The 14,598-nt window shown below is 70.4% G+C and carries 10 protein-coding genes; 4 read left to right on the top strand and 6 right to left on the bottom strand.

Features of this window, described 5'->3' with window-relative positions; all coding sequences use genetic code 11:
• Window positions 1–62 precede the first annotated feature (62 nt).
• Entirely contained in the window at window positions 63–1,886 is a 1,824-nt protein-coding gene (locus KVT45_RS25595; RefSeq protein ID WP_217551263.1) for a phosphoenolpyruvate carboxykinase (GTP), read from the bottom strand.
• Between the two features lie 353 nt (window positions 1,887–2,239).
• On the opposite strand from KVT45_RS25595, the gene KVT45_RS25590 reads away from it, so the two are divergent.
• The 4 genes from KVT45_RS25590 to KVT45_RS25575 all read left to right on the top strand — a co-directional run bounded on the left by KVT45_RS25590 (window position 2,240) and on the right by KVT45_RS25575 (window position 6,046).
• Window positions 2,240–2,956, top strand: a complete 717-nt coding sequence (locus KVT45_RS25590; RefSeq protein WP_089099124.1) for a hemolysin III family protein — start codon at window positions 2,240–2,242, stop codon at window positions 2,954–2,956.
• A gap of 127 nt (window positions 2,957–3,083) precedes the next feature.
• Window positions 3,084–4,652 carry an MFS transporter gene (locus KVT45_RS25585; protein ID WP_217551261.1) on the top strand — a complete coding sequence of 523 codons (1,569 nt, stop codon included), beginning with the start codon at window positions 3,084–3,086 and terminating at the stop codon, window positions 4,650–4,652.
• On the top strand, window positions 4,649–5,290 hold the full coding sequence (locus KVT45_RS25580; protein WP_089099126.1) for a TetR/AcrR family transcriptional regulator: 642 nt from the start codon (window positions 4,649–4,651) through the stop codon (window positions 5,288–5,290). Before KVT45_RS25585 ends, KVT45_RS25580 begins: the two co-directional genes overlap by 4 nt.
• Window positions 5,291–5,323: 33 nt before the next feature.
• On the top strand, window positions 5,324–6,046 hold the full coding sequence (locus tag KVT45_RS25575; protein WP_217551259.1) for a Mut7-C ubiquitin/RNAse domain-containing protein: 723 nt from the start codon (window positions 5,324–5,326) through the stop codon (window positions 6,044–6,046).
• 24 nt (window positions 6,047–6,070) lie between these two features.
• Here the strand turns inward: KVT45_RS25575 and KVT45_RS25570 are convergent, their stop codons facing one another.
• From KVT45_RS25570 to KVT45_RS25550, 5 genes are all read right to left on the bottom strand, one after another.
• On the bottom strand, window positions 6,071–7,441 hold the full coding sequence (locus KVT45_RS25570) for a UDP-glucose/GDP-mannose dehydrogenase family protein (protein ID WP_217551257.1): 1,371 nt from the start codon (window positions 7,439–7,441) through the stop codon (window positions 6,071–6,073).
• Window positions 7,442–7,570: 129 nt separating this feature from the next.
• Entirely contained in the window at window positions 7,571–8,899 is a 1,329-nt protein-coding gene (locus KVT45_RS25565) for a nitrous oxide reductase family maturation protein NosD (RefSeq protein WP_217551256.1), read from the bottom strand.
• Entirely contained in the window at window positions 8,896–10,848 is a 1,953-nt protein-coding gene (locus KVT45_RS25560) for a right-handed parallel beta-helix repeat-containing protein (protein WP_254647333.1), read from the bottom strand. Before KVT45_RS25560 ends, KVT45_RS25565 begins: the two co-directional genes overlap by 4 nt.
• Window positions 10,849–10,852: 4 nt before the next feature.
• Window positions 10,853–12,148, bottom strand: coding sequence for a glycosyltransferase family 2 protein (locus KVT45_RS25555; protein ID WP_254647332.1), 1,296 nt, complete (start codon window positions 12,146–12,148; stop codon window positions 10,853–10,855).
• Between the two features lie 384 nt (window positions 12,149–12,532).
• Complete coding sequence (locus KVT45_RS25550; RefSeq protein ID WP_217551252.1) at window positions 12,533–14,572, bottom strand: thioredoxin domain-containing protein; 2,040 nt, start codon at window positions 14,570–14,572, stop codon at window positions 12,533–12,535.
• Window positions 14,573–14,598: the final 26 nt, after the last annotated feature.

The raw sequence follows: 14,598 nt of genomic DNA, 5'->3' as shown, positions 1-14,598 counted from the left end.
CGGTCGTGACGATCGCTGGTCAGGGCACACCCGTACCGGCCGCGGAGTCTTCAATCGGGAGCTCAGCCCAGCCGCTCCACCAGCGCCCGGTACTCGGCCCACAGCTCCTTCGGCGTGTGCTCGCCGAAGGTGTTCAGGTGGTCGGGAACGAGTGCCGCCTCCTCCCGCCAGACCTCCTTGTCGACGGTCAGCAGGAAGTCGAGGTCGCTGTCGGCGAGGTCGAGCCCGTTGGTGTCGAGGGCGTCCCGGGTCGGCAGCACACCGATCGGCGTCTCCACGCCCTCGGCCTTGCCGTCCAGCCGCTCCACGATCCACTTCAGGACGCGGGAGTTCTCGCCGAAGCCGGGCCAGACGAACTTGCCCTGGTCGTTCTTGCGGAACCAGTTGACGTAGTAGATCTTCGGCAGCTTGGACTGGTCCTTGTCCTTGGCCACGTCGATCCAGTGGGCCATGTAGTCGCCCATGTTGTAGCCGCAGAACGGCAGCATCGCGAACGGGTCGCGGCGCAGCTCGCCGACCTTGCCCTCGGCGGCGGCGGTCTTCTCGGAGGCCACGTTGGCACCCAGGAAGACGCCGTGGTTCCAGTCGAAGGACTCGGTGACCAGCGGTACGGCGCTGGCGCGGCGGCCGCCGAAGAGGATCGCCGAGATCGGCACGCCCTTCGGGTCCTCCCACTCCGGCGCGATGATCGGGCACTGGGCGGCGGGCACGGTGAAGCGGGCGTTGGGGTGGGCGGCCGGGGTGTCGGACGCCGGCGTCCAGTCGTTGCCCTTCCAGTCGGTGAGGTGGGCCGGAGTCTCCTCCGTCATGCCCTCCCACCAGATGTCGTCGTCGTCCGTGAGCGCCACGTTGGTGAAGACGGCGTTGCCCCACAGCGTCTTCATCGCGTTGGCGTTGGTGTGCTCACCGGTGCCGGGCGCGACGCCGAAGAAGCCGGCCTCGGGGTTGATGGCGTAGAGGCGGCCGTCCTCGCCGAACCGCATCCAGGCGATGTCGTCGCCGATCGTCTCGACGGTCCACCCGGAGACGGTGGGCTCCAGCATGGCGAGGTTCGTCTTGCCGCAGGCGCTCGGGAAGGCCGCGGCGACGTACTTGGACTCGCCCTGCGGAGGCGTGAGCTTGAGGATCAGCATGTGCTCGGCGAGCCAGCCCTCGTCGCGCGCCATGACGGACGCGATGCGCAGGGCGTAGCACTTCTTGCCGAGCAGGGCGTTGCCGCCGTAGCCGGAGCCGTAGGACCAGATCTCGCGCGACTCGGGGAAGTGCGAGATGTACTTGGTCCGGTTGCACGGCCAGGGGACGTCGGCCTCCCCTTCCGCGAGCGGGGCGCCGAGGGTGTGGACGGCCTTGACGAAGAAGCCGTCGGAGCCGAGTTCGTCGAGGACGGCCTGGCCCATGCGCGTCATCGTGCGCATCGAGACGGCGACGTACGCGGAGTCCGTGATCTCCACGCCGAGCGCGGACAGCGGCGAGCCGAGGGGGCCCATGCAGAACGGGACGACGTACATCGTCCGGCCCTTCATCGAGCCGCGGAACAGGCCCTTCTCGCCCGCGAAGATCTCCCGCATCTCGGCGGGGGCCTTCCAGTGGTTGGTCGGGCCGGCGTCCTGCTCCCGCTCGGAGCAGATGAAGGTGCGGTCCTCGACACGGGCGACGTCGGTCGGGTCGGAGGCCGCGTAGTAGGAGTGGGGGCGCTTGATCGGGTCGAGCTTCTTGAAGGTGCCCTTCGCCACGAGCTCTTCGCACAGTCGCTCGTACTCGGCCTCGGATCCGTCACACCAGACCACGCTGTCCGGTTGCGTCAGTTCGGCGATCTCGTTGACCCACGAGATCAGTTCCTGATGGTGGGTGGGGATGACGGTGGGAGCCGCGTTGTCGCGCGCCACGATTGCTCCTAAATGAGGGATTTTTGATCTTGTGGCCGTGTTTCAGGCCTTGTTGCCCCGTGGGGGCTGCGACCCGGATGCTTCGTAGCCGCTCATCCGGTGCCGACCGCACTCATTTGATCCTCCGACTCGATCACCCATCTGTCCAGAGGGAGTCACAGATGAGCGACGTGAGGAAGGCCACGGTTTCTGCGTCCACCTGCGTTTCTTTGCGTCCACATTGAGTTCGCCTCAAGGTCTTTTTGCAGGCCGATGTGAGCGCAATCGGGGCTCCGTGAGACGATGGCCACTCTCCGGCGGTCATCGAGCGAGACTGATCCGTAACTTACGGTTCCGTAGGTACGATGCCCCTCATGACTGCGCCCGTCCCCGACGCGCCCACGGACTCGCCGGCCGCCGGCCGTGGCCCCGCCGCGCTCTCCTCCCTGTCGCAACAGGTCAAGCCCAAGCTGCGCGGCTGGCTGCACCTGGGCATGTTCCCGGCCGTACTCGTCGCGGGCCTCGTTCTCACCGCACTCGCCGACTCGCCGCGCGGCCGCATCGCCTGCGGGATCTTCGCCCTGACGGCGTGTCTGCTGTTCGGCGTCAGCGCCCTGTACCACCGGGGCAACTGGAGCCCGCGCATGGACGGCATCCTGCGCAGACTCGACCACGCCAACATCTTCCTGATCATCGCGGGCACCTACACACCCCTGACCATGCTGCTGCTGCCCGGAGCCAAGGGGCAGTGGCTGCTGTGGGGCATCTGGGGCGCGGCGGCCGCGGGCATCGCCTTCCGGGTCTTCTGGGTCGGCGCACCACGCTGGCTGTACACGCCCTGCTACATAGCGATGGGCTGGGCGGCGGTCTTCTTCCTGCCCGACTTCATGCGCACCGGCGGAATCGCGGTCCTGGTCCTGGTGGTCGTCGGCGGTCTCCTCTACAGCGCGGGCGGCGTGATCTACGGCATCAAGCGCCCCAACCCGTCACCGCGCTACTTCGGGTTCCACGAGGTGTTCCACTCCCTCACGCTGGCCGCCTTCGTCGTCCACTACGTCGGCATCTCCCTGGTGGCGTACCAGCACGCATAGCTCCCGGCACCGCTCGTCCGAGTGGCCACGGCTTCCGAGCCGTGGCCACTTTTTTCATGCCCTCCTCCATGTTACGACACCGACTCGCCATTGACAGCTACTGGATTTTGAGAGCTACTCTCATTTCATGGCTACTGTCACTCGACTTGAAGAGACACATCAGAACCCCCGCCGCTGGTGGGCCCTCGGTGCCCTGGTCGCGAGCATGCTGGTGCTCGGCTTCGACACGACGATCCTCAACGTGGCGCTCCCGACGATGGCCGGGGAGCTCGGCGCCACCACCAGCCAGCAGCAGTGGATGGCGGACGCCTACGTCATCGTCTTCGCGTCGCTGATGCTCCCCGCCGGACTGCTCGGCGACCGCTTCGGCCGCCGCCGGATGCTCGTCGTCGGCCTCGTGGTCTTCCTGGCCGGCTCGGTGCTGGGCTCGCTGGCCGGCGACGTGAACTGGGTGATCGCCGCCCGCGCGGCCATGGGCGTCGGCGCGGCGCTGGTGATGCCGCTCGCGATGTCCGTGCTGCCCTCGCTGTTCGGACCGGGCGAGCGCACCAGGGCCGTCGGCATCGTCTCGGCCGCCTCGGCGCTCGGCCTGCCGCTCGGCCCGATCATCGGCGGCTTCCTGCTCAACCACTTCTGGTGGGGCTCGGTCTTCCTGATCAACGTGCCGATGGCCGCCATCGGCATCGCCGCCTGCGTCTTCCTACTCCCCGAGACCAGCGACCCCGCCTCCCCCAAGGTCGACATCCTCTCCACCGCGTTCACCGTGATCGGCCTCGGCGCCCTGGTCTACGCGATCATCGAGGCCCCTGACCGCGGCTGGGGCGACCCGCTGGTGCTGGCCCTGTTCGCGGTCGCCGTCGTCCTCGTCACGGCCCTGGTGCTGCGCGAACGCCGAGCCCACCGCCCCATGCTCGACATGGGGCTCCTCACCCACCGCGGCTTCCTGCTGAACACCCTCGCGGCGACGCTCGTGATGTTCGTGCTGTCCGGCCTGCTGTTCGTGCTGCCGCAGTACCTCCAGGCGGTCCTCGGCAACGACGCCTTCGGCACCGGCCTGCGGCTGCTGCCCATGATGGGCGGCCTGATCATCGCCGCGCGGGCCGCCCAGCCGGTCGTCGCCCGCTTCGGCGCCCGCGCCGTGGTCGCCGCCGGCCTGGTCGTGCTCGCCTTCGCCGCCCTGCTCGGCAGCCGCACCTCGGTGAGCGACGGCTACGGCTTCACCGCACTGTGGCTGTCCATCGCGGGCCTCGGCTTCGGCTTCTCGGTGGTCCCCTCCATGGACGGCGCCCTCGGCGCCCTGCCCGCGGACCGGGCCGGCAGCGGCTCCGGGCTGCTGATGACCACGCGCCAGGTCGGCGGCGCGATCGGCATCGCCCTGCTCGGCAGCCTGCTGGCCGGCGCCTTCCGCGACCGCCTGGACGTCACCGGCCTGCCCGCCCCGCTCGGCCACACCGCCGGTGAGTCGGTCGTCGCCGCCCACCTGGTCGCCGGGAAGACCGGCTCCACCCACCTCGTCGCCTCCGCGAACGCCTCGTACGTCCACGGCATGGGCCTGGTCCTGATGGTGTGCGGCATCGCCGCGCTCGCCACCGCCCTGCTGGCCGCCGCGCTCCTGCCCAACACACCGACCGGGCACCGCACCGAAGGGAACGAATCCCCGACCGTGGCCCCCGCCACCGCCGATGCCGGACAATGACCGGCATGACGGCACCGCACACCTCCTTCTCCCCCGCCGACAACCCCCGGCTCGGCCTGCGCGAACGCAAGAAGATCAAGACCCGCGAGGCGATCCGCACCGCGATGTACGCGCTGGTCGCGGAGCAGGGGTACGACGCGACGACGATCGAGCAGATCGCCGAGCGGGCCGAGGTGTCGCCGTCGACGGTCTACCGGTACTTCCCGACCAAGGAGGACATCGTCCTCACGGACGAGTACGACCCGCTCATCATGGCGGAGCTCCGGGCGCGGCCCGCCGACGAGCCGTGGCCGGTCTCCCTCCGCCATGTGATGCACCGGGCGATCAGGATGGGCATGAAGGAGGACCCCGTGGTCTCCCGGCTTCGCACCCGGCTGATGGTCGAGGTACCGGCGGTGCGCTCGCGGATGATGGAGAGCATGTCGAGCACCGGCCGCATGCTCCGCCAGGCCATCGGCGAGCGCACCGGCCTCGACCCGGACAGCCTGGAGGTACGGGTCTACGCGATGTCCATCGTCGGCGGCCTGCTGGAGACCTCGATGTACTGGGCGGAGCAGGAGCACGAGCCCGACTACGACGCCCTCATCGACCGTGCGCTGAACGTCATCGAGCACGGCCTGCCCCCGGAAAACCACTGAGGTCACGGCCGTCACCCGTGCCATCCTGAGCAGGTGAACACTGCCGAGATCCACGTCGAAGTCGCGCCCGGGCTGGCCCTGTTCGTCCCGCACGCCCGCCGCGTCGGCACCCACCCGCTCGCCGTCGACGGCGTCTCGACACTCGGCCACGTGATCGAGTCCCTCGGCGTCCCCCTGACCGAGGTGGGCGCCCTCGTGGTGGACGGCCGGGAGGTCCCCGTGACCCACATCCCGGCGCACGGCGAGCGGGTGACCGTACGCCCGGTGCAGCGCCCGCAGCAGGTCCCCGGCGCGCCGCTCCGCTTCCTCCTCGACGTCCACCTCGGCACCCTGGCCCGCCGCCTCCGCCTCCTCGGCGTGGACACGGCGTACGAGTCGACGGACATCGGCGACCCGGCCCTCGCGGCCCGCTCGGCGGCCGAGAAGCGCGTGATGCTCAGCCGCGACCGGGGCCTGCTGCGCCGCCGCGAACTCTGGGCGGGCGCCTACGTCTACAGCACCAGCCCCGACGACCAGCTCCACGACGTCCTCGACCGGTTCGCCCCCGGCCTGCGCCCCTGGACCCGCTGCACGGCCTGCAACGGCCTGCTGAAGGAGGCGACGAAGGACGAGGTGGCGGACCAGCTGAAGGGCGGGACGCAGAAGTCGTACGACGTCTTCGCGCAGTGCGCGGAGTGCGGCCGCGCGTACTGGAAGGGCGCGCACCACCAGCAGCTGGAGGCCATCGTGGCGCGCGCCCTCGCCGAGTTCGCCTGAACCTGAACCGGTGCCGGTCCGGGGTCAGTTGCGGCCCAGCGCCCGGTACTCCCAGCCGGCCGCGCGCCACTGGGCCGGGTCGAGGGCGTGCCGGCCGTCCACGACCCGGCGCCGGCTCACCACGGAACCCATGGCCTCCGGGTCGATCTCCCGGAACTGCGTCCACTCGGTGAGCAGGACCACGACATCGGCGCCCGCGGCGGTCTGCAGCGCGTCGGTCCCGTAGTCCAGTTCGGGGTGGACGCGGCGGGCGTTGTCCATCGCCACCGGGTCGTAGACCGTCACCCGGGCGCCGGCCCGGTGCAGCGTGGCGGCGACGTCCAGCGCCGGGGCGTCCCGGATGTCGTCGGAGTCGGGCTTGAAGGCCGCCCCCAGCGCGGCCACCTTCTTCCCGGCGAGATCACCGCCGACCAGCTCGCGGACCAGGTCCACGGTGCGGGCCCGGCGCCGCTGGTTGATCGCGTCCACCTCGCGCAGGAAGGCGACCGCCTGGGCGACGTCCAGTTCCTCGGCGCGGTGGATGAACGCCCTGATGTCCTTGGGCAGGCAGCCGCCGCCGAAGCCCAGCCCCGGCTTCAGGAACCGGCCCCCGATCCGGTCGTCGTAGGCCAGCGCCTCCGCCAGCCGGTGCACGTCGGCGCCGGTGGCCTCGCAGACCTCCGCCATGGCGTTGATGTACGAGATCTTCGTGGCGAGGAAGGAGTTGGCGGCGACCTTGACCAGTTCGGCGGTCGGCAGGTCGGCGACCACCACCGGGGTGCCCTGGGCGATGACGGGCGCGAACGCCGCGCGCAGCTGCTGCTCCGCCCACGCGGACTCGGTGCCGAACACCAGCCGGTCGGGGTGGAGGGTGTCGTCCACCGCGAAGCCCTCCCGCAGGAACTCCGGGTTCCAGGCCAGCTCCACGGCGTCCCCGGCCGGGGCGGTGCTCCGGACCAGCTCCGCGAGGCGGGCCGCGGTGCCCACCGGCACCGTCGACTTCCCGACCACCAGGGCCCGGCGGTGCAGATGCCGGGCCAGCTCGGTCACCGCGCCCTCCACGTAGCGCAGGTCCGCGGCGTAGGAACCGGGCTGCTGCGGGGTGCCCACGCAGATGAAGTGGATGTCGCCGAACTCCGCGGCCTCCGCGAGGCTGGTCGTGAAGTGCAGCCGGCCTGACTCCTGCGCCTTGACCAGGAGTTCGGGCAGCCCTGGCTCGAAGAACGGTACCTGCCCGGCTCTCAGCAGCTCGATCTTGCCGGGATCCACGTCGACGCCGAGCACCTCGTAGCCGAGCTCCGCCATGCACACGGCGTGCGTGGCGCCCAGATAGCCGGTGCCGATGACGGTCAGGCGGGGAGCGTCGGTGCCGACGGTGGCGGCAGTGCCGTCAGTGGCGGCGGGAAGAGTGTCCATGATGCCTCCGAGGGGATGTCCGAGCGGAAAGCGCGCATGCCGAAGACGCGCGTGGGTGAAGTGGGTGAAGGAGAGGGAAGAGGGAACTGCGGCCACGTGGGGCCCGGGTGCGGACCGGGCCCCTCGCCGTCAGGAGGAACAGGCGACGTTGGCGAGGCCCTTCGCCGCGTCGCTGACCTTGTTGTCGCAGGTGACCTTGTTGTTCTCGACGGGCGCGAAGTGGAAGCCGTAGCCGGGGCCGTCCACCTGCGCGGTGTTGGCCTGGAACACGTTTCCGGTGCCCCAGCCGTCGAGGATCCGGTGGGTCTGGAAGCCGTCCTCACGGGAGTGGCTGCCGACGTTGCCCTTGATCAGCCAGTTGTTGCCCTTGACGTCGACCCAGGAGTCGTTGTGACCTCCGCTGAGGTCGGCGCCGTCGAAGGTGTTGCCGAGAAGAGAGCCCCCTGTGGTGCCCTCCTTGATGTCGACGGACTCCGCGGTGGTGTCGCTGACGTGGTTGCCGCGGATCACGTTGTCGTCGCTCTTGTCGGGCTTGCAGCCGGTGACGGTGCACCAGTTGGACTCCGCGGACCCGACGTAGATGCCCTCGCCGAACGTCTCCTTGCGCTTGCCCGTGGCGCGGACGGTGTTGTCCTCGACCACGTTGCCGGAGCTGAAGTCGCGCAGGTGGATGCCCTCGTCGCCGATGTTCTCGACGGTCAGGCCCTGGATGACGGTGCCCTGGACCCCGTCGGCCATGACCCCCTTCTGGCCGTTGCGCACGGTGAAGCCGATCAGCCGCCAGTGGCTGGCGCCGTCCAGGTGGAAGGCGTAGCCGCCGTCGACGCCCCCCGCGTCGATCACCGCGCCGGGGCCGCCGCACAGGAAGATCGGACGGTCCGCCGTACCGGGGGTGGCGGCGGTGAAGCGGTCCGCGTAGACCCCGTCCTGCATCTTGATGACATCGCCGGGCCGGGCCTGGTCCAGCGCGTCCTTGAGGGACTTGGCATCGCTGACGGTGACGGTGGCGGCCGGGCACTTCACCGGTCCGGAGGCCACGGCCGCGGCCGAGCCGGTCGCGGTGGGCGTGGCCGGCTCGTCGGTGGCCGCCGTACCGCTCGGTGCCGGGTCGGAGGCCGTGGCACCTGAGCCGTCCGCGCCGTCGGTGTCGTCGGTCGGCTCGGCGACCGGGATGGTGGGACCGGTGGTGGGACCGGCGCCGTACACGACGGGCCGGTCGTCACCGGCGGAGACCCCCGCCACGATCAGCGCCACCACCGAGATCACCAGGGCGGCCGAGGCCACCCACAGCGGCGGTCCGCCGGAGAGCCAGATCCGGCGCAGCCGCTCCGCGACGGGCTCGCCCGCCGGACCACCACCGCCGTCGCCCGGCCCGCCGGCACCGGGTGCGCCGACACCGGGTGCGCCGTCACCGGGTACGCCGTCACCACCGGGCGCCGCCGGGATGCCGTCGCTCATTCGCTCATCACCGGCTCCCGTCGGCGGCCCGCCACGGCGATCTCGTCCGGCGGCGGGGCCGGCAGCGGCGCCTTGTCGGAGTACGGGTGGACGATGCCGGCGCCCCGCCCGCTCGCCCGACGCCTGCGCCGGCCCATGGCGGCCGAGAACAGGATGAGAAGCAGGATGCCCGTCCACAGCAGGGTCATCGGGCTCGCGTAGTGCTTGACCTTGACCCAGAAGGAGCTGGTGTCGTACCAGGCGAAGGTCTGGTTCTCCTTGATGGAGGCACCGCCGTGGGAGCGGCTGGAGTCCAGCGCGCTGGGGCCGACCCCGCCGATCACGTTGAACGAGACCGTCGTGCCGTCCACGCCGCCGACCAGGCTGACCCCGTGGTTGGTGGCGTCCTGGACGGTGTTGCCGCGTATCTCGGCGGCCGAGTCGCGCACGTACACCCCGGTCTCCGGCCCGTCGATGATGTTGCCGGTGACGGTGGCGTCGGTGACCCCGTCGCGTACCGAGATGCCCTGCCGGTTCTGGCCGGTCAGGCGGTTGCCGGTGATGGACACCTTGTCCGCGGCCAGGCGGGCCACGATGCCCATGTCACCGCCCTCGATGCGGTTGTTCTGCACCCCGACGTCGAAACCGCCCAGCACCTCGACGCCGTACCGGCCGTTGTCCTTGGCCACGCTGTTGGCGACCGAGTTGGAGCCGTAGCTGTCGACGGCCTGCCCGGAGGCGGAGGGGCCGTCCGCGAGGGGCTTGCCGCTGAGCGTGTAGCCGTTGCCGCCGTTGCCCTCGGCGGTGGAGCCGCTGATCCGCACCTGCTGGGTGGCCCGGGAGAGGATGAAGCCGTCGCCGCCGTTGTCCTTCGCGACCGTGCGCTGCACGAGCGAGCTGGAGACGAACCGGTGCAGCACCACCCCGTCCTCCAGACTGTCCGCCACGGTCGTGTCGCTGATCTCGATCCCCGTCGCGCTGGAGATGAAGATCCCGAAGGCGTTGCCGGTGATGGTCGAGTGCGTGATCGACCCGGAGACGTAGGAGAGACCGCCGGTCGAGAAGCGGGCGTCGGGAGTGGTCAGTGCACCCGAGGGCATGGCCGTGACGTCACCGCTGCTGGTGTTCTGGTCGTCCTGGTTGCCCTGCTGGTCGGCCCGCTCACGCGCGGTCTTGCCGTGCACCTGGCCCATGTCCTCAAGCGAGCCGGTGTTCGGCCGGTCGGTGCCGGTGAGGCTGAGCCCGCCGGTGCGGCCGCTCCAGAACCCCAGGTTCGCGAGTTTGGCGTGCGTCATCTCGAACTGGCCGCCGATGGTGCGGATGTAGGCGCGGCCGTCCCGGACGTCGCTGTCGGCCTTGTTGGCCTGCGGGTCCCAGCTGGTGATGGTCAGCGGCGCCTGGGAGGTGCCCTGGAGGGTCAGTTCGCCGCCGAAGGAGACGATGGAGACGAAGCCGGTGCGGTTGCTGGCCATCCGCAGGGTGAGGCCACCCGGGTTGGACAGCTTCAGCTTGGCGCCGACGTTGAGGTAGATGTTCTCGGTCAGCAGATACGAGCCGTCCTTGCGCCGCACGAAGGTCTGCGGGGCGAGTTTCAGCAGGTCGGCGATGGTGTAGGCGTTGCTGCGCTGGGTGAGTACCAGGGTGTACCCGTTGTCGGTGTCCAGCCGGTACGGCACGGTCCACTTGGTGCTCTGCAGGGGCGCCACCGAGGTGAACGCCCGTACCTGGTTGAGCCGGTGGTCCTCGTCGGCGACCAGCGCGGCCTGGGTCTCCGCGTCCTCGGCGGCCAGTTTCTGCTTCTTGTCGCCGTCCCCGTCGGCGTGGGCCGTGGCCGAGGTGCCCAGCAGCAGCGTCGCCGCCACCGCGAAGGCGCCCAGCGCGGCCGCCGTTCTGGCACCGGCCCGGCGCAGCCGGGTGCCGGGGCCGGGTCTTCTCTTCGTCAGGAGATTCGTCATGAGAGGGGTCGCCATGGCGTCAGATCACCTCGGGCTGGAGGGCGGAGTGGCTCTGGCCGCCGCCGGCGGATCCGGTGAGCGTGGCCGCGCTCTGGCCCTCGCCCCCGATGCTGGTGCTGCTGCGGGTGAGCCAGCCCTGCTTGTTCATGGTGACGAAGGCGTACAGCTTGATCGGCAGCGAGATCATGATGACCACGAGGGCGGTCAGCGGCAGCAGGAAGATCTCCTGCGGGTGCCTGCGCAGGTGCGAGTAGCCGCGGACGGCACGGCCCAGCAGCAGCCAGATCAGGGTCAGGACGATGCCGCGGCCGCTGAAGTCCAGCCGGCTCAGCAGCAGATAGCCGAGGGCCATGCCCATGGTCACCGGGGTCAGCAGGATCTGCAGCACGGTGATCTTGGTGACCAGCGGGACCCGCCACAGCCAGCCCTTGTACAGCGCGGTCAGGTAGCACCGGTAGGAGTTGCGGCTCCACCGGACGCGCTGCTTCACGAAGGCCCGGAAGGACGACGGGAACATGGAGACCGCCCGCGCGGAGGACTGGTGCACGGTCTTGTAGCCCGAGGCGAGGACCAGCCAGGTCAGCCTGCCGTCGTCGCCCGCCACACAACGGCGGCCGAGGAAGAACTCGTTCTCCAGGTTCTCCAGCACGGGCAGGACGGCCGCGCGGCGGTAGGCCGCGGTACGGCCGGACAGACAGGCCACGGCTCCGGCCCGGCCCATGGCCGGAACGTAGTCGTAGTAACGGAGGTTGACCAGCCAGTCGGCGATACGGCGCCAGACGCTGGTGGTGCGTTGGTAGACGTTCTGCTGGGTGCCCACCCCGCCGACCGTGGGGTCGGCGAACGGCATCTGCACGGCGTCCAGCAGCCCCGGCTCCCAGCGGGTGTCGGAGTCCACCAGGACGAGGAGCTCGCTCGTGGCGGCCCGTATGCCGACCCCCAGGGCGGAACGTTTCCCCCTGTGTTCGAAGGCGAGCACCCGGACCCGGGGGTCCTCCACCAGCGACAGCCGGTGCAGTACCTCGTGGTCCTCGACGTCGGGGACGATGATGATCTCGGCGGGATCCTGGGCGAGCCAGGTCTCCAGGCACTCCAGCAGGATCTCCGGGTCTTCCCTATAGGCCGGGACCACCACGGACACGCTGGTACGGAAGTTGTTGACGACTGGCTTGGCGAACCGGGAGAGCACCGCTCGGTACAGCCAGAGCGCCCAGACGAACAGTCCGGCAAGCCCCAGCGGCATCAGCTCTCGCCACGAAGTTTCCCCCACAGCCTCGACGATCCACGACCAGACCTGGTCGAAGAACTCGGACAAAGTTGCGCTCTCCCCCCACATAACACGACTGCCACGGCCCGAAATAAGACAGAACCGGGCACTGCTCCAGCGATGCTAGGGGCTCATGGGTGAACAGCGATCACACAAAGCTCGAACTTCACTTACAGAGTCTTCACACCCATCCCACCCCAACCGTGACGGCGGGTCACACCCGTCACGGCGATGGGGGGATCCTATGAGGGTGATGTGAAGAGCGTGAACTCGGCTGATAAATGGCATGTTTCGGCCCAACGACCGGAAAGCGCGCTCTGGTGCCCCGTAAGGGGTGCTGGGGGTACCCCCGGCCGAAGGCTGGGGGAGGAACTGCGCGACCAGCTCCCACTCACCGGCAGCCGACGATGCACCCACAGACTTCGGCGGACCTCAGCGCCCGAGTGCCGCCCTCAGCCGCTCCGGGTCGACGGTCGGCGCGTCACACGTGAAGTTGCGGCACACGTACGCGGCCGCCTCCCCGCCGACGAGCGGCCGCCCCGCGAGCAACGGGAACTCATCGCTCTCCGGAGTCCCCACGGCCACGACCGCGCCGGGCGCGGTGCCCAGAAGTGCCGTGCGGTGCAGGTCGGCCGTGCGGGGATCCGCCGCGTCCGGCCCCACGATCGCCACCTCGCGCGGACCGTCCAGCAGCGCCTCGGCGACGGCGAGCCCCCACCCGATGAAGCGCGGCACACGCGGTCCGAGCGTGCCCACGATCCCCAACGCCCTTTCCGCGGCGGTGCGATGAGGTTCGGCACCGGTGTGGGCCGCATAGCCGAGCAGGGCGCCGGCGGCGGCGGTCCACCCGGAGGGCGTGGCGTTGTCGGTCGGGTCCTGCGGGCGCCGGATCAGCTGCTCGGCGTCGGCGGCCGTGTCGTAGAGGGCGCCGGTCTCCGGGTTCTCCTGGTCGGTGAAGCGGACCAGGACATGGTCGAGGAGGAGCCCGGCGAACTCCAGCCAGACGCCCTCGCCGGTCACAGACGCGAGCGCGAGGAAGCCCTCGGCGACATCGCCGTAGTCCTCCAGCACGCCCGCGTTGGCGCCGACCCTGCCGTCCCGACTGGTGCGGGCGAGCCGCGCGTGGTCGTCGAGATGGAGCCGGACGAGGAGATCCGCTGCGCCGACGGCGGCCTCGACCAGGTCGGGGCGGTCGAAGTAGGCGCCGGTCTCGGCGAGAGCGGCGACGGCGAGGCCGTTCCAGGCGGCGACGACCTTGTCGTCACGGCCCGGGGCGGGGCGCTCCGCGCGGGCGGCCAGCAGCCGCCGCTTGACGGACTCGATCCGCGCGGCATCGAACACGCCCTCCTGCTGCGGGAGTTGCAGGACCGACTGCCCGTGCTCGAAGGTGCCCTCCTCGGTGACGCCGAAGTACTGGGCGGCGAGGTCGGCGTCGTCGCCGAGGACCTCGCGGAGCTGGGCGGGCGTCCACGCGTAGTACGCGCCCTCGACGTGCCGTCCGCTCCCGTCGTCACTGTCGGCGTCCAGCGCCGAGGCGAACCCGCCCTCGGCGGTGCGCAGTTCGCGGACCATGAAGTCGGCGGTCTCCAGGGCGACCCGGCGGGCCAGCTCGGACCCGGTGGCCCGCCACAGGTGGGCGTACACCCGGCACAGCAGGGCGTTGTCGTACAGCATCTTCTCGAAGTGCGGCACGACCCAGTCGCGGTCGACGGAGTAACGGGCGAAGCCGCCGCCGAGCTGGTCGTAGAGGCCGCCGCGGGCCATCCGCTCACAGGTGTCCGCGGCCATCTGCAGCGCGCCCTCGGAACCGGTCCGGGCGTGGTGCCGAAGCAGGAACTCGATCACCATGGACGGCGGGAACTTGGGGGCACCGCCGAACCCGCCGCGCTGCGGGTCGTACTCGCGGGTGAGCCCGAGCAGCGCCTGGGAGAGCTCCTGCTCACCGGGCGGGCGGCCGCCCTGGTGGGCCAGCTCCCGCTGGGCGAGGTCACGGACGATCTTCCCGGCGACCTCGGCGACCTCGTCCCGCCGGTCGGCCCAGGCACCCCGGACCCCCTCCAGCACCTGCCGGAAGGAGGGCATGCCGTGGCGTGGGGCGGGCGGGAAGTACGTGCCGAAGTAGAAGGGTTCGGCGTCCGGAGTGAGAAACACGGTCATGGGCCAGCCGCCCTGCCCCGTGGCGGCCTGCACGGCCTCCATGTAGACGGCGTCGACGTCCGGCCGCTCCTCACGGTCGACCTTGACGCTGACGAAGTGCTCGTTCATAAAGGCTGCCGTCGCCTCGTCCTCGAAGCTCTCATGTGCGAGAACGTGACACCAGTGGCAACTCGAATAGCCGACGCTGAGCAGCACCGGAACCCCTCGCCGTCGCGCCTCCTGGAACGCCTCCCCCGACCAGGGCCACCAGTCGACGGGGTTGTCGGCATGCTGAAGGAGATAGGGGGACGTCTCGTGAGCCAGTCGGTTCGGCATACCCCCATCCTCCCCCACGGGCTCCC

The organism is Streptomyces sp. GbtcB6, from assembly GCF_019091475.1.
Classification (GTDB): domain Bacteria; phylum Actinomycetota; class Actinomycetes; order Streptomycetales; family Streptomycetaceae; genus Streptomyces; species Streptomyces hyaluromycini.
The sequence above is the reverse complement of the archived record's forward strand: the minus strand, read 5'-3'. Positions and strand labels throughout refer to the sequence as shown.